Here is a 24,560-nt window from a genome sequence, read left to right on the forward strand (position 1 = left end):
TACTAGGGTCCTGCGGGTGATCCATCTCGTACGCCACGGCGAAGCCGCCGGCGGGGACACTGTCGACCCCGGCCTCTCCGACTTCGGCCGACGCCAGGTCCAGGCGCTCGCGAACCGGCTCGCGTTCCGTCCGGTCCGGCAGGTCCTGCACGGCCCGAGCCGACGTACGTCGGAGACGGCCCGCATCCTCACCGAGGGCCTCGGCGCGGGGCCGGCGCCGTCCGACCTCCTCGCCGACCGCACCCCGGTGCCGTCGGCGGAGCGTCGCAGCGACTACCCGACCCACCGTTGGGAGTGGTTCGAGGACGTACCGCAGGCCGAGCGCGATCTCGACGGCACCGAGCTGACCGCCGCCTGGCACAAGCTCTGGTTCGAGCACCACGACGAGGAGATCGTGCTGGTCACGCATGCGTTCGTGGTCGCCTGGTTCGTACGCGAGGTGCTCAACGCCCCGCCGGCGACCTGGATGCGGATCGGCCCGATCGGCAACGCGACCCTGACCAGCATCGGACCCAACCTCGCGGGCGAACCGGTCGTGGAGACCTTCAACGCCGAGGTCGTCCTGCCGATCTGAGCCAAGCGTCGCCCACAAGGCGACAACAACTCGGACATGAGCCCGCGACACGGTGTCGGGAGCGGTCGCGGCGCTGGCAGGATCCGCCCGTGATCTCGGCACTCGACACCCTGACCCCCGCCCAGCGCGACCTCCTCGACCAGTGGCTCCCCGGAGCCGAGGTGGTCGCCGACCGCAGCGCCCTGCACCGCGCTGGCACCACCGCCCTCGTGCTCTCGGCCGGTGAGGACCGGTTCCTGGTGAAGACCATGGCCGAAGGCGTACGCCACCTCGACCGCGAGCTCGCGGCCCACCGCAGCTGGCTGGCCCCCTGGACCGACGCCGGCCGCGCGCCGAGCCTCGTCGAGGCCGACCTCGACGCCCGGATCATCGTGATGACCCACCTCGACGGCGAGCCGGCGAGCAGCTCGGCCGCCATCCACGACCCCGAGATCTACCGCCAGGCGGGCGAGCTGCTGGCGACGTTCCACGGCCAGGCCAGCGTCGAGGACGAGGACTACGAGCCGGAGCTCGACGAGCGCGCCCTCGCCTCGCTGGACGCGGCGGGCCTGGAGGCCGACCTCACCGAGCGTCTCCGCGACGAGATCACCTCGTGGCCGACCCCGACAACGGTGCTCGTCCCCACTCACGGCGACTGGCAGCCGACCAGCTGGGTCATCGATGGCGGCACCCTGCGCGTGATCGACTCCGGCCGCTTCGGCTTCCGCCCCGCTCTCTACGACCTCTCCCGGCTCTCCGCGCAGGACTTCGTCCGCAACGACACCTGCGAGAAGGCGTTCCTCGAGGGCTACGGCTCCGACCCCCGCGAGCCCGAGGCCTGGCACCGCCTCCAGGTCCGCGACGCCATCTCCGTCGCCGCCTGGGCCCACCGCACCGGCCATGCCGAGGTCGCCGCGCTGAGCAAGGAAACACTCACCGCCCTCGTCCCTTGACCCGACGCCGAGTCGGCTCGTCCTGACCGAAAACCCCGTCGAGTCGGCTCGTTAGGACGAGCCGACTCGGCTGCTCTGTGGGTCACACCTGGTCGAGAAAGCGGTCCATGACCCGGGCGCCGAACTTGAGCGCATCGACAGGCACCCGCTCGTCCACTCCGTGGAAGAGCGCGGTGAAGTCGAGCTCCTCGGGCAGTCGCAGCGGCGCGAAGCCGTACGTCCTCATCCCGAGCCGCTTGAAGTGCTTGGCGTCGGTGCCGGCGGACATGAGATAGGGGGCGACCAGGGCGTCGGGGTCCTCGGCGATCAGCGAGCGCTCCATGGCGGCGACGAGCGCGCCGTCGTAGGGGGTCTCCCAGGGCATCTGGTTCTGGTCGAACTCGATGTCGATCCCCTCGCCGCACAGCTTGCGCAGCGTCTCGAAGAAGTCGTCCTCGAAGCCCGGCAGGAAGCGGCCGTCGACGTGGGCGGTGGCCTCGGTGGGGATGACGTTGACCTTGTAGCCGGCGCTGGTCATGGTCGGGTTGGTGACGTTGCGCAGGGTGGCGCCGATCATCCGGGCCGCCGGACCGAACTCCTCCACCAGCCGCTCGGCGTTCTCGGGGGTCGGCTCCTCCCCCGCGATCTCGCCGACTGCGGCGAGCAGCGTCTGCATCGTCGGGGTCAGCTGCACCGGCCACTCGTGGGCGCCGATGCGGGCGATGGCGCCGGAGAGCCTGGTGATGGGATTGTCGCGGTTGATCATCGAGCCGTGCCCGGCGGTGCCGCGGGCCGTCAGCTTCATCCAGGCCATGCCCTTCTCGGCCGCCTCGATGAGATAGAGACGGCGCCCCTTCACCGTCGTCGAGAAGCCACCGACCTCACCGACCGCCTCGGTGCAGTGGGCGAGCAGGTCGGGGTGGTCCTCGACGAGCACGTGGGCGCCCTTCATCCCGCCGGCCTCCTCGTCGGCGGTGAAGGCGAGCGTGATCGGGCGCTCCGGGATCCGCCCGGTGCGCTGGCGCTCACGGACCACCGCGAGCAGCATCGCGTCGAAGTCCTTCATGTCGACGGCGCCTCGGCCCCACACGTACCCGTCCTGGATCTCTCCGGAGAAGGGGTCGACCTGCCAGTCGTGCGCGGCAGCGGGGACGACGTCGAGGTGGCCGTGGAGGAGCAGCCCATCCTGCCGATCGGTGGTCGAGCCTGTCGAGACCCCGCCCCACTGCGCCACGACCGAGGCGCGCCCTGCCTCGGACTCGTAGATCTCGGAGGAGATCCCGACCTCGTCGAGCTGCGCCGCGACGTACTCGGCCGCCTTCCGCTCCCCCGGGCCCGGGTCGTTTCCGTAGTTGCTGGTGTCGATGCGGATCAGGTCACGGCAGAGGTCGACGACCTCGGTCTCGGCGCTGGTCATACCGCCACCGTATCGACCGCATGCGACAAACCGCCCCCTGACGTCCACCTATGCGCAACCTGAGGATTTCAGTGCGGTCGGATGCGTGGGTTTCCATGGGCGCATGCAGAAGCGTGCCCTCCTCTCCGCTCACCGAGCCGCGGCGCGTCAGTCGGGGCACCGTGACAACTCCTGGGAGTCGCTTCTGGAGGCCGTCCGGATGGAGGTCGACTACGTCGAGTTCGACGTGCACCGCACCCGCGACGGCGAGTTCGTCCTGCACCACGACGGCCACATCCGCGACCGCATCGGCCGCAGGGTGAAGATCGAGGACCGGACGTACGCGGCGCTCTCGCGGCTCGCGCCGTTCCGCCTGGTGCGCTACCGGGAGGCGCTCGAGCTGCTCGCCACCCACGGCAAGCACGCTCACATCGACCTCAAGTTCGCCTCGCCGTCGAACCACCTCGGGCTCCCCCACGAGATCGACGCCGCCGAGATCGCCCTCGAGGTGATGAACGAGAGCTTCATCGTGACCACGATGGTCGACGAGTCCGTACGCGTCCTGCGCGACTGGGCCGACCTCCGCGCCCCCGAGACCCTCGTCGGTCTCTCCCTCGGTGGCGTCGACTTCCGCCACCACCCGATCAAGCTGTTCCGGCTGAAGCTCTCCGAGTTCTTCCCCGAGGGCCGCATCCGCCGCTGCCGCTCCAACCTGGTCGTCGTCGAGCAGCGTCTTGCCGACGTCTGGCTGCTGCGCTGGGCCCACCGCCGCAACATCAAGGTCCTCGTCTGGACCGTCGACAACCCCGGCCGCCTGCGCCGTTTCGTGTACGACAAGCGCGTCTGGATGGTCACCAGCAACCACCCCGCCCGCGCCCTCCTTCCGGCCTGACGCCCCAGCGGTCACGCCCGGCGCGACCGCCCGTGTGATGCAGTAGTGCCGTGAACCCACGCATCACCATCACCTACTGCACCCAGTGCAACTGGCTCCTCCGTGCCCAGTGGTACGCAGGCGAGCTGCTGCAGACCTTCGCCGCCGAGGTCGGCGAGGTCGCCCTGATGCCCGCCACGGGCGGCGTCTTCCGCATCGAGGTGACTGTCGACGGCCGCGAGACCAGCGTGTGGAACCGCAAACGCGACGGCGGCTTCCCGGAGATCACCGACCTGAAACGCCGGGTACGCGACCTCATCGCGCCCGACAAACCGCTCGGTCACAGCGACCGCAAGGACGAAGCCTGATCCCGAGGCCGACACAGCCTGCCCCGATTCGGCACCCCGGCACCCTCCTGATAATGTTCTTCCTGTTGCGCGCGGGTGGCGGAATAGGCAGACGCGCTAGCTTGAGGTGCTAGTCCACGTATTAGTGGGTGGGGGTTCAAGTCCCCCCTCGCGCACAGAGAGAAACCCCAGGGAGACCTGGGGTTTCTCGCATTTCACGGGGCCGCACGATCGTCCAGCCGCCTCGTGGCTTGGCTCTGACATGCTGAGCACATGGAGAACGCCTCGCTCGCCCCCGTCGGCACTCTCTTCGGGGTTCCCGCCCGCCCGGCGGACGCAACCTGCTCGGTCGCCGTCATGGGCATTCCCTTCGACATGGGCTACCACCCGACCCGGGTCGGCGCGCGCTCGGGCCCGGCCCACGTACGCACCTACTCCGCCCTCGTCGCCGAGCATCTGGACGGCTTCGACGTCGACTTGCTGGGCGATCTCGGCGTCGTCGACACGGGCGACGCGAAGGTGCTGCCGGGCAACGTCGAGCAGAGCTTCGACGCGATCGAGGCGGGGGTCGCCGCGATCCTCGCGGCCGGCGCGACCCCGCTGACCTTCGGCGGCGACGGCGCCGTCACCCTGCCGCAGCTGCGCGCACTGAAGAAGACGCTCGGGCGCGAGTTCGCGGTGCTGCACTTCGACGCCCACACCGACGCCTACGAGGGCATCTACCCCTACGAGTACAACAACGCCAACACGTTCGTGCACGCCGTCCGCGAGGGGCTCATCGATCCGGCAGGGTCTCTGCACGTGGGGGTGCGCGACACCGCGTACGACGGGCGGCCCGGCATTGTCGGCGTAGCGACCGGCCTCGGCTACGAGGTGATCACGATGGACCGGATCGTCGACATGGGCATTCCCGCACTCGTCGCTCGCCTCCGGGAGCGGCTCGTCGGCGTGCCGATCTACCTCTGCTGGGACATGGACGTCTTCGATCCCTCGGTCTCGCCGGGCGTCGTCACGCCGTCCTGGGGCGGCATCACGGTGCGGGAGGGTCTGGCGATCCTACGCGGCCTGCGCGGGCTCGAGTTCGCGGCCTTCGACATCAACACGGTCAGCCCGCCCCACGACCACCTGGGCATCACGGCGAGCCTCGCCGCGCAGGTGGCGATGGAGTGCCTCTTCCTCCGCCACGCCGCCGCGGCGAAACGCTGATGCACCGCGAGAGCCGCCCCAGGGAGCCGGAGCCGACGTTCCCGCCCAGACAGGCTCAAGTTAGGCTGACCTAACCCAACCGCTTCGGACTTCTGGAGGACCCCGGTGTCCACTCCCCGTACGCCGGGTGCGCTGATGCGGCGGTCGCTGCGTCGTCAGCGGCGCGCCGTGCTCGCCTCGTCGGCCCTGATCACGCTGTGGCAGGTGTGCGAGGCGATGGTGACGGTGCTGATCGGCGTGATGATCGACCGGGCGGTGACGACCGGCGACCTGCGCGAGCTGGTGCTGTGGGCGGTGGTCCTGTGCCTGCACTTCCTGGTGCTGAGCCTGTCGTACCGGTTCGGCGCGCGGATCGGTAACCGTGCCGTCCACGTCGAGAGCCACCGGCTGCGCACCGAGGTCTCGGGGCACGTGCTCGACCCGCGTGGTGCGCGGACCGACCGGCTCTCCGGGGACCTGTTGGCGCTGGCCACGGGGGACGCGGACCTGGTCGGCGAGGTCATCCGCCAGGTGGCCCTGTCCACCGCCGGCGCGATCGGGCTGGTGGTGAGCGGCGTGGTGCTCGCCGTCATCGACCCGTGGCTCGCCCTGATCGTCCTGGTCGGCGTACCCCTCGTCCTCGGCGCCACCCATCTGGTCGCGCCGGGCCTGGCCCACCGCAGCGCGCGACGGCAGGAGGCGCTGGGACGTACCACGGGGATCGCCAGCGACCTGATCCGCGGGATCCGGCCGCTCAAGGGCATCGGCGGAGTGGAGGTGGCGCTCGAGCGCTATCGCCGCGAGAGTCGTACGGCCGCCCACACCAGCGTCGCCGCCGCCGGCTGGGCCGGCCTTCTGACGGGCATCACCTCCGCCGGGAGCGGTGTGTTCCTGGCGGTGATCGCGATCGTCGCCGGGCTGCGGACCCTCTCCGGCGACCTGAGCATCGGCGAGCTCGTGGCGGTCGTCGGGCTGGCACAGTTCGTGGCCGAGCCCATGCGGATGCTCAGCGCCCTGGTCGCCCGGGTCGCGCAGTCCCGCGCCTCGGCGGCACGGATCGTGGGGTTCCTCTCGACGCCTGCGCTGGTCATCGAGGGCGAGCGACGCGCGCACGGCCACGACCTGGAGCTCGACCAGGTCGCCGCCGGCCCGGTCGCCGAGCTGTCGCTCGCGGTGCCGCCGGGGCGGTTGGTGGCCGTCGTCGCCGACGACCCGGCGGTGCCGGCCACGCTCCTCTCCCTGCTCCATGGCGAGTCGCTGCCCGAGCGCGGGGCCGTCCGGCTCGGCGGCCAGCCCCTCACCGAGCTCGCGCTCTCCGACGTACGCGACCGGCTGCTCGTCACCGACCACCACGTCGACCTCTTCGAGGGCACCCTGCGGAGCAACGTCGACCCGCTCGACCGCCTCGACGACGACCAGGTGACGGCCGTTCTCGCCGCCGCCTCGGCCACCGAGCTGGTGGCGGTCGCGGCCGACGGCCTGGCCACGCACGTGGCCGTCGACGGGCAGAGTCTCTCCGGTGGCCAACGCCAGCGACTGGGTCTCGCCCGGGCCCTCGCCGCGGAAGCATCCGTGCTCGTCCTGCACGACCCCACGACGGCGATCGACGCCGTCACCGAGCAGTACGTCGCAGAGGAGCTACGCCGCCTCCGGCACGGCCCCGGCTCAGACCGATCCACCCTGCTGTTCACGAGCAGCCCGCTGCTCCTGGCCGCCGCGGACGAGGTCGTCTGGATCCGAGCCGGGCGGGTGGAGGCCCGGGGCACCCACGACGAGCTGGCCACCCACACCGACTACTGCGCGGCGGTACTGCGATGACCACCCAGACCCTGACACGGCTCCCTGTCTCCACACCACGGGAGGCGGCCGGCCTCGCGCGGCGCCTGCTCACCCGCCGTCCGCTCCTGCTGGCGGCATGCCTGACCGTCTTCGCCCTCGAGGGCCTGGCCGGCCTGGTGGCTCCCTGGATGCTCGGCAGGATGGTCGACCTGGTCCGAGCCGGGTCACCGGAAGCCGACATCGTCACCGCCGGCGTCTGGATCCTCGGTGCCGCGCTCGTCGCCGGGGCTGCCGGGGCGGTCTCGATCCACCTGCTCGCCCGGGTGGCCGAGCCGGCGCTGGCGGAGCTCCGCGAGGAGGTACTCGACCGGGCCCTGCACCTGGACACCCAGCGGCTCGAGGAGAGCGGCAGCGGCGACCTGGTGTCCCGGGTCGGCGACGACGTACGCCTCATCGGCGGCTCCATGGCCGACGTCGTTCCGCTCATGCTCAACTCGGTGATCGCGATCGTCTTCACGACCGCCGGCCTCATGGCGCTCGACTGGCGCCTCGGGCTCGCGGGCCTGTTCGCTGCGCCGTTCTACGTGATGGCGCTGCGCTGGTACCTCCCCCGCTCGGGTCCCTACTACCGCCGCGAGCGCGAGGCGAACGGCGTGCGCGCCGAGGCGTTCCTGACCGGCGTCCACGGCAACCGGACCCTGCGGGCGTACGGCATCGCCGAGCAGCATCAGGAGAAGGTCCGCGCCGCCTCGTGGAACTCGGCGTCGATCTCGGTCGAGGTGTTCGCCATGCTGATGCGCTTCCTGGGCCGCAACAACCGGGCCGAGCTGATGGGCCTGCTCGCCATCCTCGGCACCGGCTTCTTCCTCGTCCGCGCGGATGCCGCCAGCGTCGGCGCCGTCACCGCGGCCGTCCTCTACTTCCACCGGCTCTTCAACCCGATCGGCGCGGTCATCGCCCTCTTCGACGACGTACAGTCGGTCGGCGCCTCCCTCGTACGCCTGGCCGGGCTCGCCCTCCTCGAGCGCCCGGCCCCCGCAGCCGCCGACGAGCCGGACGGCTCCGGCATCGTGGTCACCGGCCTGCATCACGAGTACGTGCCGGGTCGGCCGGCTCTCGACCGCGTCGACCTCACCCTTGCCGACGGGGAGCTGGTCGCAGTGGTCGGCGCCTCGGGCGCAGGCAAGTCGACTCTCGGCGCAATCGTGGCCGGCCAGCTCACCCCGAGCGCAGGCGAGGTGATGGTGGGCGGCCTCCCGGTGCGCGACGGCCGGAGCCGGGCCGCCCTGGTCACCCAGGAGGTACACACCTTCACCGGCAGCGTCCGCGACAACCTCACCCTGGCCGCGCCGGGCGCGAACGACGCGGTGCTGGAGAAGGCGCTGCGCGAGGTCGAGGCCTGGGCCGAGGTGGCCGTGCTCCCGGACGGGCTCGAGACCCTCGTCGGCGAAGGCGCCCACCAGCTGACCCCCGCTCTCGTCCAGAAGCTCGCCCTGGCGCGCGTGCTTCTCGCCGACCCGGTCGCCGTCGTCCTCGACGAGGCGACCGCCGAGGCGGGCTCGAGCGGCGCGCGCGACCTCGAGCGGGCCGCGCTGGCGGTCACCTCCGGGCGTACATCGCTGGTGATCGCGCACCGCCTCACCCAGGCCGAGTCCGCCGACCGGATCGTCGTCATGGAGCACGGCCGGATCGTCGAGACCGGCACCCACGCCGAGCTCGTCGCGGGCGAGGGCCGCTACGCCCAGCTGTGGTCGGCCTGGCGCGGGCTCTGAAAGCTCGCCCGACGAGGCGTTGGGCGTGGCGCACAGTCGTTGATCGAGGGGATGCTCCGAACCGGCGAAACAGCCGCAAGGGACTGGTCGGCGACGTACAATCGCGGTTCAGTGCGAAGCGCCAGGCCGAGAGTCCGGCCCCAGTGTGTGGGAGAGGTCAGGATGTTCGGTTCGAAGAAGAAGCACAACGATCTGATGGCGCAGCTCAGGCCCGACCTGAGTCGGGAATCGCTCGGCGTCGGGCCCGACTTCCCCGGGGTCGCCTCGAACCCGATCCTGAGCCGTGACGCACGGAAGCGCAACGCGGAACTGCGTGCGGGGACTCTCGCGCTCGGCGTTCTCGTCGACTGGCGGGAGGTCAACAGCAACCCACGCGTCGTGCTGATGCTCGACGTGGAGACCGCCGACGGCATCTCGTTCCGCGGTGTCGCAGACGAGAACTTCACGATCACCGAGCTCACTCGGCTCGCCCCAGGACAGACGTTGCCCGTGCGCTACCGGCCGGCCGTCATGGACCACTACGTAGCCCTCGCAAGGGATGCGGACCCCGCCCACGTGCAGCAGCTCTCTGACCAGATCGCGAGCCGCAAGCGGGCCTGACCCGTAGCTCCGCGCCGCCGGCGTGCTCGCATCCAGTTCTTGTTGGACGGCTAACGTCGGTCGACATAGATGACTTCGATGGCGTTGTTCCCGTAGCCCAGGCGGTTCCACGGCGGTACGTCGGGCTGCACGTTCCCGGCGGCGTCGGTCGCTCTGGCGCGTAGGGTGTGCCGGCCGACGCCGATGTCGTGCCAGGTGAACCTCCAGTCCTGCCACCCGAAGTCGCCCGGAGGGGCCGGCTCCAGCTGAGCCGGTTGCCAGTCGCCCTCCCCGGTGAGACTGACCTCGACCTTCGTGACCGGACCGGTGCCTGACCAGGCCTTGCCGCGGACGATGCAGGTGTCCTGGGTGAGGACCGAGCCGGGTGCGGGCTCGGTGATGCGGGCGCGGACCCGCATGAGGGTGACGGGCTCGTGGGGCCGGTCGGACCACTCGTAGATGTAGTGGCCGGTCTGGAACTCTCCGGTGTAGGGCTCGGTGAGGACGTCGAGGCGCTCGAGCCACTTCACAGAGGCGACGGCGTACCAGTGCGGGACGATCAGCCGGAACGGGGCGCCGTGGTCGCGCCCGAGCGGCTGGCCGTTCATCTCGTACGCGATGAGGATCCCGGACTCCGGGTCGGTGGCCTGCGACAGGGGCAGCGCGCGGGTGAAGGTGAGGTTGTCCTGGTCGGTCTCCGGAAGGATCGCCTGCAGGTGGTACGGCCCGTGGTCGGCGCCGGTGGCGAGGAGCTCGACCCCGTCGGCCGCCGGCTCGACCTTCGCGAGGATGTCGTGGAGCCGGGCGCCGGTCCACCGTGCCGTGGAGACGGCGAAGTCTCCCCAGGGCTCCCCGGTCGGTAGCGGCCTCATCTCCAGGCGGCCGTTGCCGGCGCATTCGAGGGTGACCGTGCGGTCGTGCGCGGGCATCGCACGCAGGTCCTCGAGCGTCAGGGTCGTGGGCTTGCCGACCGCGCCGCCGATCTTCAGGGTGCCGTCGTGGTCGGGCACCGCGAAGTTGCTGCGTACGTAGTGGAGCTCGTTCGGAGTGACATCCCCGGCCAGGGCGGACGGCGGCGCCTCGGCGTTGTACGGCGCCGGGTTGATCATCACCAGCGCGGCGCGGGCCGCCTCTAGCTCATCGGCAACGGTCATGGTGGTTCAGCCTCCTTGGGGCGGGTGACGGGGTCAGAAGTCGGAGTCGGCGAAGGTGGGTTCGCGGCCGTCGTTGAAGGCGCCGATGCCCTCCACACGGTCGGGGTGGACCGCGGAGCGCCAGTGGGCGTCCATCATGATCGCGATGGCCTCCTCGATCGGCTGGCCCTCCCCCAGGTGTACGGCCCGCTTCACCGCCTGGACCGCGGTCGGCGAGTTGCCGGCGATCTTCTCCGCGATCCGCAGTGCCGCTGACGCGAGGTCGCCGGGTTCGTGCAGCTCGTTGACCATGCCCAGCCGGTACGCCTCCGCCGACGCGATCGGGTCGCCGGTCATCAGCATCTGCAGCGCCTTGCCGCGCGGCAGCAGGCGAGGCAGCAGCGCCGGCGAGCCGCCTCCTGCCGCCAGGCCGAGCATCGCCTCGGGCTGACCGAACGTCGCGGCGGTCGAGGCGATGATGAAGTCGGTGCTCTGCGCCAGCTCGCAACCGCCGCCGTACGCGATGCCGTTGACGGCGGCGAAGATCGGCTTGCGCAGCTGGCGCACGGTGTACAGGGTTCGGTCGAAGGCCTGGCGCTGGCGCAGCCAGTCCTCCTTGGTCATCGCCTTGCGCTGCCGCAGGTCGCTACCGACCGAGAACGCCCGCTCTCCGGCACCCGTCAGGATGACGACCCGTACGCCGGTGCGCACCGCGATCTCCTCGACGGCTTCCGTCAGCCGGGCGCCCATCTCGGTCGAGATCGCATTGTCGGCATGAGGGCGGTTGAGCGTGACCCGGGCGACCGCGCCGTCGGACAGGTAGTCGAGGAGGACCGAGGGTTCGGTCTCCTCCACGTCGGGGGCCGGTGGGGCGAAGTCGAGTGCTTCCCAGCGGTCGGTGCTCGAGGTGCTCATCTGTTTCCTCTCGGAGTGGCCGGGTCGTCGGGTTCCAGGTCGGCGAGCCAGCGCAGCGCGCTCAGGCTCGGGGCGAAGCAGTACTCGCCGCCGCGGGTGACCACGAACGGCGGCAGGTCCTGGAGCCGGCGCCGGATCGGTCGTTGCGGGATCGTGAACGTCCCGGCCTCGCCGTGAGGGCCGACGAGCGGGTCCGCCTCGAGCGGGGCGCCGATGAAGATCCCGTCGTTGAGCCATTGGGTCTTCACGAACTCGAACTGCCGTTTCAGGTGCGCACCCGCGAACACGAACATGATGCCGCGCTCGGCCCCGTCGTCCTCGAGCACGCCGTCGGGCAGGGCCGGGCCGTAGCTGGTGCCGCGTCGGATCATCCGGTGCAGCCGTACGTCGACACTGCCCTCGTGGTCCAGGGCATCGCGAGGGTTGGCGCGACGCGCATGCGCACCGACCGGGCACTTGAAGCCGCGCGGGTCGTCGCCGTAGGCGAAGTCGTTGTTGCGGGACGGGTCGCTCCCGAGCTCGGGGTCGTCGCGCTCGGGCGCAAGAGCGAGCGGCGCGCCGCTCTGCCAGCGGCCGACCATCTTGGCGCCGAGAAGGTCCTCCTCCGCGCGCGACGCCGCACGCGCACGCAGATAGGCCCGGTACGCCGCCACCTTGGTGTGCAGCTTGCGGAACACGACGTACGTGCCGTTGCGGCCCAACACCTCGGGCGACGGCATCGGAGCGACCTCGCCCGTCTCGTCGGGGTAGCCGAGGATGATCTCCCCGGCCTTGAGCGGGGGCTCGCGGGAGTCGGTCGCCGGTCGGCCGCTTCCTTCGACAGCCGGTTGACCGATGCCGTCCTTGAACCCGAACGACGTCCGTCCCGTCGCCAGCTGGTAGCAGTCCTGGCGCCAGATGACCTCGACCCCGGACAGGTCGGCATGAGCTCGGCCGGCCCTGTCAGCAACAGCCCGGAGCCGGCCCTCGTCCGGAGAGAGCACGGAGATCGCGACGTGGACGTCGGCGCTGCCCAGGGGCTTCTCCCAATGCTCGGGACTGCTCTCGCCGACGTCACCCAGGATCTCGGCCCGAGCCGCCATGCCCTGCCGGAACTCGGGGGCGAAGCTGTCGAGAGACGCTTGCGGCACACCGAGCGCCTTCAGCCCCTGGTAGGTGAACGCGACCGTCAGCGAGGTCTCGCCCTCCTCGCCGGCCTCGCCGTCGGCGGTGAGGAGCCGATGCATCCGCCGGACCAGCTCACGGCCGTCACGGCGATCGCGGATGCTGAGCAGCAGGTAGACACCCACGTACGGCGAAGGGCGCTCGAACAGCGCACCGGACTGGATGTCGTCGAGCTCGAGGGTCACGTCGTCCATGTCAGTGATGCTCCGGAGGTTCAGGCGGGTCCGGGTTGGCCGCGACCAGATACGGGAACGTCGTGGTGGCCGGTCGGCTGGCGGAGTCGACGCCGTCACGGATCGTGGGGCCGTGACCTGCGTTGACGAGCTGGGTGAAGAGCGCGTCCATCACGTCGTCGTTCAGGGCCCGGCCTCCGCAGGACTGGTGCGGCTCACCACGCCGGGCGGCGAGCTCGATCTCCAGGAAGGACCCGTGCTCGGCGTACGGGAAGGCGGGGTCGACGACCAGATAGTCGGCGAGGACGAGGTCGGTGAGCGGGTGGCTCCCGTCCTCTCCGAGAGGCCAGTCCCGCTTGCCGTCGAGGCAGTCCCAGAACGCGAGGTTGGCGTCCAGGCGTGCCCGGAACGCACCGTAGTACGACTCGCCGAGGTGGAACGCGTCCTCCATGTTGTAGAGGTCGCGGATCTCCAGATCCCGGTTGACCTGGTCGAAGTCCTTCGGGGCCAGCATCATGTTCTTCACCTCGGGCCGGCCGACCCGTTCGATGCGGACGTTGAACTCGCCCCGGGTCAGGGTCTCGGCGACCACACCCAGCATCCCGCCGGGCAGGAGACCCGCGTCGATCTCGACCACGATGCTCAGCACGTTCTTACCGTCCAGGAAGATCGACCCGTCCTCGCTGAACGCGAGCTTCCGCGTCGCGATCGTGGCCAGTGCGGCGCGGGCGTCCATGATGAACGGGTCCCAGCGCGCCCCGGCGAAGACACGCACTCCCCCGCTGGCACAGCCGGCACCACCGGACTCGTCGTTGACGCGGAAGGTGACCTTCTCGCCGCCCGGAGCCACGCAGCTGCCGTGCTGCTCGTGGCCCGGCCGACCGGTGGCCGGGTCCGACACATGCTCCGGTGGGTCGAAGACGCAGTCGATGACCACTTCGTCCCCGCCCGGGACGAACACCCCGCTGGTCGAGCCGGCCGGAGCGCTCAGCGGCCGCAGCCGGAAACGGTAGAGCAACCCCGCCGAGAACAGGTCGGTGGGTTTCGCCATCGGCAGGGTGTTCATCACCAGAACGAGGCGACCCGGCGAGTCAGGGCTCGGGAACGCGTAGAAGTCGGTGATGTCTGCGATCGGATCGGCCAGGGCGCGCGGCCCGGAGATGTGGTCAGACACTGCTGCTCCTCGCCTCGCCCGCTCGCGCGGCTAGTCGCCGGCCTCGTCGAGCAGGGGCTGCATCGCTGGGTGCTCGAGGATCTCGCCGGCCTGCGGGTGGTCGAGGACCTGCTGGAAGGCGCTGTTCACGCGCTGCGCCTTGCGGATCTCCTTGACCGTGCCGCCGTAGTTGCGGGCGTACGCCGCGGCGCTCTGCTCGGCTCCCAGGACGAACGAGCGCACGGCCGCCAGGTCCGGCAGTCCGTCGTACCCCTCGACGTGGCTGAAGATCACGTCGAAGAGGGCCAGCGTCGGGCCCGAGGTGAAGAAGTCCTCCATGTAGGCGTCCCACGGACCGTCGAAGCTGGTGATGAACGCCAGCCGGGTGTCGTCGTCGAACAGCACGAATCGTGCCTCGTGGATGGTCTGGATCGCCATCCCGTAGTCGCCCGGCCGGTAGCCAGGGGTGTCCTGGAGCGTCGACAGCGCACTGCGTAGGGACGCCGCCTCACCGGGTCTGACTCGGAAGAACAGGCTGAACTCGCTCGTCGGTCCGACGCTCAGCCCCGGCTGCGGGGCGACGTCCGATGTGGTCACGGGGGTACCTCCGGGTTCTCCTGACTCGCCCACAGCACACCGGACGACCCAGGTATCGAGCTGGACACTCCAGCTCTCCGACGGTAAAGCGACGTCCGCGCCACTCACCTCATCCGCTACGGATGACCCGGACAGGCTGCGACCGGTCGCTCACTGCGGCAGCAGGTGCAGCTCGCGAGCCCGCCTGACCGCAGCGTTGCGGCGGGTGACTCCCAGCTTCCGAAGGATGTTGCGTACGTGGGTGCGAATCGTGTTGACGGAGATGTACATGACGCCTGCGATCTCCTCGGTGGTGAGCAGATTCGCCAGGTGACCCAGCACCTCCTGCTCCTTCTCCGTGAGCTCTTCGATCACGGGCGCGGAAGGGCCCGACGAGACGGAGGTCGGTGCCGACTTCTTGACGGACAACCTGCGTGCCGGCTCCGTCGAGATCTCGAAGAGCCACTCGTGCTCCGTGCTCAGCTGCTTGTCCCGCAGGAGCAGCTGTCGCACCACAGCGGGCGCCTCGTGGAACGGGCGTCGCACTCGTTCGCGCGAGGCCAGCGTGAGGGCCCGGTCGAGCGCGGCGCGTGCGCGCACCGACGCTCCGTCGCGGAGCCGGTGCGCGCACTCCGCCAGCCATCCGGAGACCTGGATCGGCGTGGCAGCCCGCTTGGACAGGACCGTCGACATCGCGGCGTCGGCGGCGTCCGGATCCCCCAGCTGCAGGTGCGCGAGCCCGACCACGAGGGCCGCCTCCGGCTCGTCGTCGAGGTCCTCGACCTCAACCGCGGCCGCCGGCTCACCAGCGGCGACCCGGACGTGGGCGAGCTCGATGCGTAGCTGCTCGCCTAGCCAGCCACGCTCGTCCATGAAACCTGCGGCAGCCTGCTCCAGGCCGCTGAGTGCGCCCAGCCGGTCACCATGCGCCACCTGGAGGCGCGCCCTGACCACCGCCAGGAAGGCGTGCGGTACCGGATCCCGCAGCGGCAGGTCCATCCGATCGACCGAGTGAACGTGCTCCGTTGCCGCGCGCAGGTCGTACCGCTCCATCTCCACCCAGCCCAGTGCGACCCGAGCCGCAGCCGACCGGTCTCCTGCGTTGACACCGCCGCGCTCGGCGGCAGCGATCGCCCGAGCCCCGAGCCTTGCCGCCCTGGAGAGCTTGCCCCGGCAGCAGGCGATGACCGCCTGGTAGCCCAGGCACTCCGCCTGCACGGCCTCGGATCCGGCGGACGCGGCTGCCGCGACGCCGGATTTGAACATGGCGTCGGCGACGGCCAGCCTCCCCTGACGGAGCGCCGCGATGCCCTTGCTGAGAATGACGAGAGCGTCCAGCTCGGGATGGGGGTTGACCTTCGGGCCGCGGTCCGGCGCCTCCAATGCCTCTTCGGCCGCGGTGGCGAGCGACATCGCTTGGATCGGGTCCTCCGACGTCTGCGCGCCGACGGCTTCCAGCACCCGCACCGCGACGTCGGTGGCCCAGGGATGGGAACCTGATCCCTCACCCGGCTCGGACTTCACCTGAGCCAGCTCGTCGGTGAAACCGGCGGTGTCGCCGGCCCCCAGCGCGAGGGTTGCTCTCACGACGGTGGCGGCGGGGTCTTCCAGCTCGGACGGCATCAAACGCAACGACCGGGTCAAGCCGGCTGTGCCGTCGTCGAGCAGGAGCTGGCCGACCGCCAGGTCGTCGACCACCTCTGCGGCCGCCTCTTCCCAGGCCTCGATCGCCACGAAGTGAGTGACGGACTCGGTGACCTGACCGTCGCGCGAGTACCACTCGGCCGCCGTTCGCTGCAGGCGCTTCATCTCGTCGGGCGATTCATAGGCGAGGATGGCGCGGAGGAGGTCCCGGAAGAGCGGGTTGTAGCGGTAGCACCCGGCGTGACCGGGCACCGGCTCGATCAGCACGTTGTCGCGGGTCAGGAAGGTCAGCGTACGTTCGGCCTCCGGACCGCCGAGCGCCTCGGCCAGTCCCGGCTGGATCGTGTCAGGGACGCTTGTCGCAAGGAGCAGCGCCCGTACGTCTGGGCTCTGGGCGGCCAGCACCTCGCCGACCAGGTACTCCGCGATGTTCCCGGTGTCGCCGACGATCTCTGCGACGGCCTGATCCGGATCCGGCCGCATCCGCAGGAGCTGTGTGCCGAAGCGCAGCCCGGCCGCCCATCCCTTCGTCCGGAGATTGAGCGCGTGCACCGAGTCCGGCGTCAGGGTCAGTCCCGCCCGCTGGGTCAGGTCACCGGCTTCCTCATCGGTGAAGGCGAGGTCCGCCATCCGTACCTCGACGACCGTGTCATCGAGCCGGTATCGGTACAGCGGAAGCACCGGATCGGCCCGCGTCGCCATCACCAGGCGGAGACGATCGCGGGCATGTCGCAACAGGAAGTCCAGATCGTCCGCCACGTCCGCAGTGAGCAGGTCGTATCCGTCCACCACGACGGTCAGCCGGGCCGGATGGGCACAGACGGCCTCCGCGACCGCCCGGCGAACCTGGCGGTCGAGCGGGCAATCCTCCCCGCGGACCGTATCGGGTGAGACCGCTACACCCAGGCTCTCGAGGCACCCGATGAGACCGGGCCAGAACGCGGCATCCGCCCCGTCGAAGGTGATCCACGCCGTGCGATCCTGCTCCCCGCCTGCCGCGACCCAGTCCGCCACCAAGGCCGTCTTCCCGGTTCCGGCGGGCGCGCTGACCAGCACCAGCGAGCAGGCGTCACTGCGATCGAGAATCTGTAGGAGGCGGGATCGCCTGACGTACGCCGAGGGAATCGTCGGGATGCCGAACCAGCCATCGCCAGGGTGAGGACCCATCGCGTCGACGTGCCTCCTAGATCGAACCAGTGCGCAGAGCGCCCAACGGATTGAACAGGGGGAACGTCAGTCCCGAGGAGTTCTTTACGTTAGTACGACGTCTTGATGCCGTACATAGTCCGTATGCGTCAGGTCACGTGGGTCAGTGCAGCAGGACCTTCATCCAGGTCAGCCCCAGGCCGAGCAGCCCACACGCCCCAGACGCGACCAAGGCCCGAGCCCACGAGCGGCCCGTCCGACGAAGCCAGAACAGCGGGACCAGAACCAGGAGCACGACGCCGGACCACATGGACCAGGCGATGGCCCGTGCGTCCTCGAGCCACCCGATCGCGCCGAGGAACAGGATGAGCAGCGGGACGAAGACGCCCTCGATGATTCCGAACTCGTGGCGCACTCCCGCGATGAGGACACTGCGCCACGGCGCGACCTCCGAACCCGATTCGGCCAGCATCGAGGCGTACACGTGCACGGTCCAGATCACCACGCTGGAGACCACGGCGAAGGCGAAGACCCGGCCGGCTGAGTCATCGAAGTGTGAGGCTCCGACGATGATGGCGATCACCGAGACGAGACCGTAGACGGCACCGGCGACCGCGCGAGGCCCACGGCCGAGCCGCTGATCCTCGCTCGGGTGCGGCTCGCGGACCGCGCGACCGACATTCTCACTGTTCATCGGAGCCCAGCCACACGGATACTCTCCACCTTCAGCCCCTCCGCGTCCAGCATGCCCACGAGGTCGGCCATGCCCAGACCCGCGCCGGCAGTGGCTCGAAAGGTGGTGCATGACTGCCGCTCGACGGCGTCCGGTTGCAGCGCACAACGGAGCACCGGACCCAGCTCGCCTTCGACGGTCAGCTCGAACACGACTTCTGCGTCGGGCAGCCGCGCCTCGTTCATGCGTCGTCTCCGTCCGGCTCCTCGTCCGTCGTCCCGGCGATGAGCCGGCGGACCTCCACGACCTCGAGACCGAAGGTCCGAAGTCTCGCGAGGAGCCCGTGGAGCTCGGCCTGGTCGCGACACCGGCAGATCAACACGGTTCTCGTCTCTCGCGACGAGGTCTCGACATCGACGAGCTGCACCAGGACCTGCTGCGGGACCATTCCGGCGACCCGTATCTCGAAGGCCTGGCCATCGGCGGCAGCGGCTACCGGCTCCCGCGGGTTCTGATCCATGGTCTCAACTCGACTTCCACGCTCGGTGCCCTGGCCGCTACAGCTGAAGCCAGCCTGATGCCGAAGCAGCGACGAGGCGTCGTCCGTGGTGGATGAGGATCACGAACCCGCCGGGGCGGCTACCCGGGCCAGCTCGCCTGCGAAGTACGCGAGCGCTGTTGTGGTCTTGGTCTGCTGGTCGCCCGAGATCTCCAGTCCGCGCTTGACCAGGAACGCCTTGAGCTCCGCGGCGACCTGGAACGCGTTCACGGGCGCGCACCTGGAGGAGAGCTCGAGGATTCTCGAGCCGTCCGGGTAGAGCCACAGCTCGGCGACCAGCCGGCCGGCGTACTCCTCCGGCCTCAGCTTCTGCTTCAGGACGGTGATCGGGCCGAGGCACACCAGATCATCGAGCTCGAGCTCCGAGAGGGCGTTGGCCCGGAAGAAGCTCTGCTGCTCCTTCGTGTAGACCTTGTGGATCGCGCGGGTGCCCGCGGCGACCTCCTTGACGTCGGTCCGGCCGAAGGTCGCCTTCATCGAGGCCGAGCAGACGAAGCCCCCTGGCATCGCATCGACCTCGACGGTCAGGCTCTTGGACTTGCGCGCCGTCGCGACCTCTGTCGGGTTGACGGGCCGCACCTTCACGACGGAGTCGTCGTTCCGTCCCTGGATCCGGCGCGCGCGGACGACGACCCCGCGTCGGTTGAGTGCCAGGTCCGCGGTGTCGAAGAAGTACACCTGCCGGATCTGGGCATCCAGGGGATCCAGCCCCAGGGACGCCACCGCCAGAGGTCGTTCGGCGTTCGGCACGGTCATCTTGAGTTCGACGCTGTCGGCCTGCTTGGTCAGGTCGAGCAGCTCACCGAGCTGTTCGGCGGAGAGCAGTCCCGGTGGCTGGGTGCTTGTGGACATGGTCGATCACGTTTCCAGGCCGAGCCGGCCGGGGCATCACCCCGGCCGGACGACTGGACAGCAGGTGCGGGTCAGGGCGCCATGGCCTTCGCCTTGAGGGCGGCGAACTCCTCCGGTGTGATCGTCCCGGCATCGAGCAGCTGCTGGGCCTTGGCGATCTCCTCTGCGGGAGACGAGCCGGCGACCGAGCGGATGTAGTCGTCCTGCGCCGCCCGGACCTCTTGGTACGCCTGGCCCTGACGCTCCGCCATCCCCTTACCCCGGACGATCAGGTAGATCACGGCGATGAGGAAGGGCAGGAAGACGAGACCGATCATCCAGACGGCCTTCATTCCACCGGAGACCGATTTGTCCCGGAAGAGGTCGGTGACGATGTTGAACAGGATCATCAGGTACGCCACGAAGGCGAAGGACACGATGATGAACCAGATGATGTCCCAGAAGCTCATGTGAGAAGTTCTCCTTCATTCGGGATGAGGCAGAGAATGCTGGCCAGCACCCGAGGTCAGCTCAGCAGCATGGATTCATCGTTGGCCCTCCAGCCGGTGATCCCTTCACCCGCAACGGGTGATCGTTGACTCCATTCGGCCTGTGGGAACCGCCCTGTCCGGCACGGGGCGCTCCTCGGCGGTGCCGGGGTGCGCGAGGTGCTCGGGCCGAAGCAGATGGGCGAGCCGTTCGGGTGAGATCAGGCCATGCTCGAGGATCAGCTCGGCGACGCCACGGCCGCTGCTGAGCGCCTCACGGGCGATCTCGGTCGCAGCGACGTACCCGATCTCGGGGTTGAGCGCGGTGACGAGCCCGATGGAGCGCTCGACCTGGGCGCGGGTCAGATCGCTGTTGACCGTGATGCCCCGGACGCAGCGTTCGGCGAGCACGCGGCAGGCGGCAGCCAGGTGGGTGATGCTGCCGACCAATGAGTGCAGGATGACCGGCTCGAACGCGTTGAGCTGGAGCTGGCCCGCCTCCGCGGCCATGGTGACGGTGACGTCGTTGCCGATGACCTCGAACGCGACCTGGTTGACGACCTCCGGGATGACCGGGTTCACCTTGCCCGGCATGATCGAGGAGCCGGCCTGGACCGGCGGCAGGTTGATCTCACCGAGCCCGGCTCGCGGCCCGGAGGAGAGCAGTCGTAGGTCGTTGCAGGTCTTGGACACCTTGACCGCGACCCGCTTGAGCACGCCGGAGAGATGGACGAACGCCCCGCAGTCCTGGGTCGCCTCGATCAGGTCCGATGCGGTGACCAGCGGCAGACCGGTGATCTCGACCAGGTGACGACGGGCGATCTCGGCATATCCCGCGGGCGCGTTGAGTCCGGTACCGATCGCCGTCGCGCCCAGGTTGATCTCGTGCAGAAGCGTGACGGCCTCCTGCAGCCGCAGGCGGTCCTCCCCCAGCATCACCGCGTAGGTGCGGAACTCCTGGCCGACGGTCATCGGCACGGCGTCCTGGAGCTGCGTACGTCCCATCTTGAGGATGCCGCTGAACTCCTCGGCCTTCGCGGCGAACGCGTCCTCGAGGACGCGCATGGCGTCGGCCAGGGCGCCGACCGCGACGATGGTCGCGATGTTGACGGCGGTGGGATAGGCGTCGTTGGTCGACTGGCTGAGGTTGACGTGCTCGTTGGGGTGGAGCTGGTCGTAGCTGCCCTTGTCGTGACCGAGCAGCTCGAGGGCACGGTTGGCGATGACCTCGTTGGCGTTCATGTTGGTCGAGGTGCCGGCGCCGCCCTGGATGACGTCGACGACGAACTGGTCGTGCAGTGCGCCGGTGCGGATCTCCCGGCACGCGGACGCGATCGCTCCGGCGCGCTCCTCGTCGAGGAGGCCGAGCTCGAGGTTGGCGAGCGCGGCGGCCTCCTTGACGGCGCTGAGCGCGTTCACCAGGTGCGGATAGGTCCCGATCGTGGTGCCGGTGATGGGGAAGTTGGCGCGGGCGCGGGCGGTGTGAACGCCCCAGTACGCCTCCACGGGGACGTCGAGATCGCCGAGCAGGTCGTGCTCGCGGCGGGTCGGTCGGGTCATGGCATCTCCGTCGGATAGGTGCGGGTCGGGGTGAGCGCTGCGGCAGGACGCAGTCCGGTGGGAGCGAACGGGGCGAGGACATCGGTGGCGACACCGCCCTCGGCCAGCAGCGCGAGCTGCGCGGGCAGACGGGCCCGGTCGGCACCGTCGGCGACCTTGAGGGCGAGGCTGGTGCCGTCGGGCAGGGCGGCGATCTGGACCGCCTCGAACCCGTCCTTGGCCAGCAGCCCGGGAACTGCCTGCATCAGGGTGGTGACGTCACGGCGGGCGCCGGCGACCATCTCGGGGTGGCGCCGCATCGCCGCGGCGACCCGGTGCTCGGCGCTGCCCCCGGGGGCGAGCACGAGGCGCTGTGCAGCGCGGGCGAGGCCGTGCAGCGAGATCCCGAAGAGCGGGGTGCCGCAGCCGTCCGCGGTGACCGTCGCGACCCGTTGCCCGGTGAGGTCCTCGACGGTGGCGCGGACGGCGGCCTGCAGCGGGTGTGCGGGATCGAGGTAGCGATCGTGCGCCCAGCCCGCGACCGCGCAGGTCGCGACCATCGCGGCGTGCTTGCCCGAGCAGTTGTGGGCGAGCCGGCTCCGCTGCCCGTCGGCACGCAGCCAGCTCTCACGCTCGACCGGGTCGTACGGCAGGTCCGGCGGGTTCTGCAGGGCGTCCTCGCCGAGGCCGGCGGAGGCCAGCAGCCGGCGCGCACCGGCCAGGTGGACCGCCTCGCCGGAGTGGCTGGCCGCGGCGAGCGCGAGCAGATCGTCGCTGACGTCGAGCCCCGCGCGCACCATCGCCACCGCCTGCATCGGCTTGGCCGCCGACCGCGGGTAGAACGCCGCCTCGATGTCGCCGACCGCCAGGCGTACCCGACCGTCGGGATCGAGGAGCACGGCCGAGCCGTGGTGGAGGCCCTCGACCATCTCGCCGCGCCAGACCTCGACCAGCGGCTCGTGGGCCGGCACCCGCATCGGAGCCGCGTCGGCGATCGGTCTGACCAGGTGGGGCAGGCTCATCACACCTCCATCTCGGAGGTGTCGATGCGGTCGCGGACGAGGAACCAGCCGCCGACCAGCAGCGCCAGCAGCACCGGCATCGCGAGCAGGGTGATCCGGCCGACGTGGTCGAAGAACATCAGGATCAGGACCAGGGCGAGGAACCCCAGCGCGATGAACTGCGGCAGCGGCGACCGCGGCACCCGGAAGGCGGGACGCTCGACCTCGCCGGCGCGGCTGCGGCGTACGAAGATCGTGTGGCTGATCAGGATGATCGCCCAGGTCGCGATGATGCCGACCGAGGCCAGGTTGAGGACGATCTCGAACGCCTGGGCGGGCACGACGTAGTTGAGCCCGACACCGAGGACGCAGACGGCAGCCGTCAGCAGGATGCCGCCGTAGGGCACCTTGTGCCGGTTCATCGCCGCGGCGAAGCGGGGGGCGGTGCCGGCGGCGGCGAGCGAGCGCAGGATCCGGCCGGTGGAGTAGAGCCCGGAGTTGAGGCTCGACATCGCGGCGGTGAGGACCACCAGGTTCATCACGTCACCCGCTCCGGGCACGCCGACCCGGGACAGCACGGTCACGAACGGGCTCTCGTCGGCAGAGTAGGCCGACCAGGGCAGCAGCATCGCGAGCAGGACGACGGAGCCGACGTAGAAGATGCCGATGCGCCAGATGATCGTGTTGATGGCCCGGGGCATGACGCGGCGCGGGTCCTCGGTCTCGCCGGCGGCGACGCCGACCAGCTCGATGGAGGCGTAGGCGAAGATGACGCCCTGGATGACCAGGACCATCGGGAGCACCCCGGCGGGGAACATCCCACCGTGGTCGGTGATCAGCTGTGGTCCGGGGGTGGTGCCGTCGATGGGGTGGCGGGTCACGATGAGGAAGATCGCGATCGCCATGAAGACCACCAGCGTGGCCACCTTGATGAGCGCGAACCAGAACTCCATCTCGCCGAACAGGCGGACCGAGAGCAGGTTGAGGGTCAGCACGATCACCAGTGCCCCGAGGGCCAGCACCCATTGCGGGACCGGCGCGAAGAACGACCAGTAGTGGGCGTAGAGGGCGATCGCGGTGATGTCGGCGATGCCGGTGGTCGACCAGTTCAGGAAGTACATCCAACCAGCGGTGTAGGCGCCCTTCTCGCCGAGGAACTCGCGGGCGTAGGAGACGAAGGCACCGGAGGACGGGCGGTAGAGGATCAGCTCACCGAGGCAGCGCACGACGATGAACGCGACGAGGCCGCACGCGGCGTACGCGATCGCCAGGGACGGCCCGGCAGTGGCCAGGCGCCCACCGGCGCCGAGGAACAGGCCGGTGCCGATGGCGCCGCCGATCGCGATCATCGTGATGTGGCGCGGCGTCAGCGACTTGCCGTAGCCGTCGTCGCCGGCGTCGGTGATCTGTGGTGGGGCTTCGGCGCCGGTGGAGGATGGCAGTGTCATCGGGCGGAGTTCCTGTCGGTGGTGGGGTCACGGACGATGTCTCCGAGCGCGCCGTCGACGTGCTCGAGATGGGCGCGCATCGCAGCCTCGGCAGTGTCCGAGGATCCGGAGGCGATGGCGTCGACGATCAGACGGTGCTCGGCGTCGGAGGCCGTACGCCGCGTCTCGTCGAGCTTGTTGAGCAGGGCGGACTGGGTGGCGAGGGCCTCGCGGATCTCCTCGATCACCTTGCCGAAGACCGGGTTGGCCGACGCGCGGGCGATCGCGATGTGGAACAGGGAGTCGAGCGCGACCCAGACCGCGCCGTCCTCCTCGCGCTCCATCCGTTCGAGCAGGCTGCGCATCTCGTCGAGGTCGTCACCGCTGTGCCGAGCCGCGGCGTACCCGGCGGCCGGCACTTCGACGTGTCGACGTGCCTCCACCAGGTCGCGTGCGGAGTAGCTGCCGAATGTCGGGTTGTCGGCGGCACGGTCGGAGACCACGAACGTGCCCCGCCCCGTCTGCGACTCCGTCATGCCGAGCGCCTGCAACGCCCGCAGCGCCTCGCGGACGACCGGGCGGCTGACCCCCAGGTCGCGGACCAGGGTCGCCTCGGAAGGCAGCCGGGTGCCGACGGGGAAGGTGCCGGACTCGATCTCCGAGCGCAGCTCGGCGAGGACGAGCTCCATCGCGTTCGCGCGCCGAATCGGTTTGACTGTTTGCC

At 70.1% G+C, this 24,560-nt stretch carries 24 protein-coding genes and 1 tRNA gene; 9 read left to right on the forward strand and 16 right to left on the reverse strand.

Annotation, left to right across the window (positions count from 1 at the left end; all coding sequences use genetic code 11):
* Window positions 1–16 precede the first annotated feature (16 nt).
* Window positions 17–574, forward strand: coding sequence for a histidine phosphatase family protein (locus ACW14X_RS02175; RefSeq protein WP_457164542.1), 558 nt, complete (start codon window positions 17–19; stop codon window positions 572–574).
* Window positions 575–663: 89 nt separating this feature from the next.
* Entirely contained in the window at window positions 664–1,506 is an 843-nt protein-coding gene (locus ACW14X_RS02180; RefSeq protein ID WP_457164543.1) for a phosphotransferase family protein, read from the forward strand.
* A gap of 82 nt (window positions 1,507–1,588) precedes the next feature.
* On the opposite strand, the gene ACW14X_RS02185 is transcribed toward ACW14X_RS02180, so the two are convergent.
* Window positions 1,589–2,902 (reverse strand): M20/M25/M40 family metallo-hydrolase, encoded by a 1,314-nt coding sequence (locus ACW14X_RS02185; protein WP_457164544.1) that lies wholly within the window; start codon window positions 2,900–2,902, stop codon window positions 1,589–1,591.
* A gap of 103 nt (window positions 2,903–3,005) precedes the next feature.
* Between ACW14X_RS02185 and ACW14X_RS02190 the strand changes: the two genes are divergently transcribed.
* The 7 genes from ACW14X_RS02190 to ACW14X_RS02220 all read left to right on the forward strand — a co-directional run bounded on the left by ACW14X_RS02190 (window position 3,006) and on the right by ACW14X_RS02220 (window position 9,435).
* The gene (locus ACW14X_RS02190) at window positions 3,006–3,773 is read left to right on the forward strand and encodes a glycerophosphodiester phosphodiesterase (protein WP_160023900.1); all 768 of its coding nucleotides are present in this window, start codon (window positions 3,006–3,008) and stop codon (window positions 3,771–3,773) included.
* Between the two features lie 50 nt (window positions 3,774–3,823).
* The gene (locus ACW14X_RS02195; RefSeq protein ID WP_457164545.1) at window positions 3,824–4,120 is read left to right on the forward strand and encodes a SelT/SelW/SelH family protein; all 297 of its coding nucleotides are present in this window, start codon (window positions 3,824–3,826) and stop codon (window positions 4,118–4,120) included.
* A gap of 69 nt (window positions 4,121–4,189) precedes the next feature.
* Window positions 4,190–4,275 (forward strand) — tRNA-Leu (locus ACW14X_RS02200).
* Between the two features lie 97 nt (window positions 4,276–4,372).
* The gene (locus tag ACW14X_RS02205) at window positions 4,373–5,305 is read left to right on the forward strand and encodes an arginase family protein (RefSeq protein ID WP_457164546.1); all 933 of its coding nucleotides are present in this window, start codon (window positions 4,373–4,375) and stop codon (window positions 5,303–5,305) included.
* A 105-nt stretch (window positions 5,306–5,410) separates the two neighbouring features.
* Window positions 5,411–7,102: an ABC transporter ATP-binding protein gene (locus ACW14X_RS02210; protein WP_160023903.1), complete on the forward strand. Its 1,692-nt coding sequence runs from the start codon at window positions 5,411–5,413 to the stop codon at window positions 7,100–7,102.
* Entirely contained in the window at window positions 7,099–8,835 is a 1,737-nt protein-coding gene (locus ACW14X_RS02215) for an ABC transporter ATP-binding protein (protein ID WP_160023904.1), read from the forward strand. The genes ACW14X_RS02210 and ACW14X_RS02215 overlap by 4 nt, the downstream gene beginning before the upstream one ends.
* Before the next feature lie 162 nt (window positions 8,836–8,997).
* Window positions 8,998–9,435, forward strand: coding sequence for a hypothetical protein (locus tag ACW14X_RS02220; RefSeq protein ID WP_160023905.1), 438 nt, complete (start codon window positions 8,998–9,000; stop codon window positions 9,433–9,435).
* Between the two features lie 50 nt (window positions 9,436–9,485).
* Here the strand turns inward: ACW14X_RS02220 and ACW14X_RS02225 are convergent, their stop codons facing one another.
* The 15 genes from ACW14X_RS02225 to ACW14X_RS02295 all read right to left on the reverse strand — a co-directional run bounded on the left by ACW14X_RS02225 (window position 9,486) and on the right by ACW14X_RS02295 (window position 24,525).
* Entirely contained in the window at window positions 9,486–10,568 is a 1,083-nt protein-coding gene (locus ACW14X_RS02225; RefSeq protein ID WP_160023906.1) for a sulfite oxidase, read from the reverse strand.
* A gap of 33 nt (window positions 10,569–10,601) precedes the next feature.
* The gene (locus ACW14X_RS02230; protein ID WP_160023907.1) at window positions 10,602–11,462 is read right to left on the reverse strand and encodes an enoyl-CoA hydratase/isomerase family protein; all 861 of its coding nucleotides are present in this window, start codon (window positions 11,460–11,462) and stop codon (window positions 10,602–10,604) included.
* Window positions 11,459–12,820, reverse strand: a complete 1,362-nt coding sequence (locus tag ACW14X_RS02235; RefSeq protein ID WP_160023908.1) for a Dyp-type peroxidase — start codon at window positions 12,818–12,820, stop codon at window positions 11,459–11,461. The genes ACW14X_RS02230 and ACW14X_RS02235 overlap by 4 nt, the downstream gene beginning before the upstream one ends.
* Window position 12,821: 1 nt before the next feature.
* A complete protein-coding gene (locus ACW14X_RS02240; RefSeq protein ID WP_160023909.1) occupies window positions 12,822–13,973 on the reverse strand; it encodes a DUF4331 family protein in 1,152 nt (383 codons plus the stop codon).
* Window positions 13,974–14,003: 30 nt separating this feature from the next.
* A complete protein-coding gene (locus ACW14X_RS02245; protein WP_160023910.1) occupies window positions 14,004–14,549 on the reverse strand; it encodes a hypothetical protein in 546 nt (181 codons plus the stop codon).
* 150 nt (window positions 14,550–14,699) lie between these two features.
* The gene (locus tag ACW14X_RS02250) at window positions 14,700–17,339 is read right to left on the reverse strand and encodes a LuxR C-terminal-related transcriptional regulator (protein WP_457164547.1); all 2,640 of its coding nucleotides are present in this window, start codon (window positions 17,337–17,339) and stop codon (window positions 14,700–14,702) included.
* 142 nt (window positions 17,340–17,481) lie between these two features.
* A complete protein-coding gene (locus ACW14X_RS02255) occupies window positions 17,482–18,012 on the reverse strand; it encodes a hypothetical protein (RefSeq protein ID WP_160023912.1) in 531 nt (176 codons plus the stop codon).
* Window positions 18,009–18,236, reverse strand: a complete 228-nt coding sequence (locus ACW14X_RS02260; RefSeq protein ID WP_160023913.1) for a hypothetical protein — start codon at window positions 18,234–18,236, stop codon at window positions 18,009–18,011. Before ACW14X_RS02260 ends, ACW14X_RS02255 begins: the two co-directional genes overlap by 4 nt.
* Window positions 18,233–18,511 (reverse strand): hypothetical protein, encoded by a 279-nt coding sequence (locus ACW14X_RS02265; RefSeq protein ID WP_160023914.1) that lies wholly within the window; start codon window positions 18,509–18,511, stop codon window positions 18,233–18,235. The genes ACW14X_RS02260 and ACW14X_RS02265 overlap by 4 nt, the downstream gene beginning before the upstream one ends.
* A 99-nt stretch (window positions 18,512–18,610) precedes the next feature.
* The gene (locus ACW14X_RS02270; RefSeq protein WP_160023915.1) at window positions 18,611–19,402 is read right to left on the reverse strand and encodes an adenylate cyclase; all 792 of its coding nucleotides are present in this window, start codon (window positions 19,400–19,402) and stop codon (window positions 18,611–18,613) included.
* Window positions 19,403–19,473: 71 nt separating this feature from the next.
* A complete protein-coding gene (locus ACW14X_RS02275) occupies window positions 19,474–19,851 on the reverse strand; it encodes an SHOCT domain-containing protein (RefSeq protein ID WP_350716846.1) in 378 nt (125 codons plus the stop codon).
* A gap of 105 nt (window positions 19,852–19,956) precedes the next feature.
* Window positions 19,957–21,429, reverse strand: coding sequence for an aspartate ammonia-lyase (aspA, locus tag ACW14X_RS02280; protein ID WP_457164548.1), 1,473 nt, complete (start codon window positions 21,427–21,429; stop codon window positions 19,957–19,959).
* The gene (locus ACW14X_RS02285; protein ID WP_457164549.1) at window positions 21,426–22,430 is read right to left on the reverse strand and encodes an asparaginase; all 1,005 of its coding nucleotides are present in this window, start codon (window positions 22,428–22,430) and stop codon (window positions 21,426–21,428) included. The genes aspA and ACW14X_RS02285 overlap by 4 nt, the downstream gene beginning before the upstream one ends.
* Window positions 22,430–23,857 carry an amino acid permease gene (locus tag ACW14X_RS02290; protein WP_160023918.1) on the reverse strand — a complete coding sequence of 476 codons (1,428 nt, stop codon included), beginning with the start codon at window positions 23,855–23,857 and terminating at the stop codon, window positions 22,430–22,432. The genes ACW14X_RS02285 and ACW14X_RS02290 overlap by 1 nt, the downstream gene beginning before the upstream one ends.
* Window positions 23,854–24,525: a FadR/GntR family transcriptional regulator gene (locus ACW14X_RS02295; RefSeq protein WP_457164550.1), complete on the reverse strand. Its 672-nt coding sequence runs from the start codon at window positions 24,523–24,525 to the stop codon at window positions 23,854–23,856. Before ACW14X_RS02295 ends, ACW14X_RS02290 begins: the two co-directional genes overlap by 4 nt.
* Between the last annotated feature and the right edge of the window lie 35 nt (window positions 24,526–24,560).

It is taken from the genome of Nocardioides sp. YJ-D4 (genome assembly GCF_054031495.1).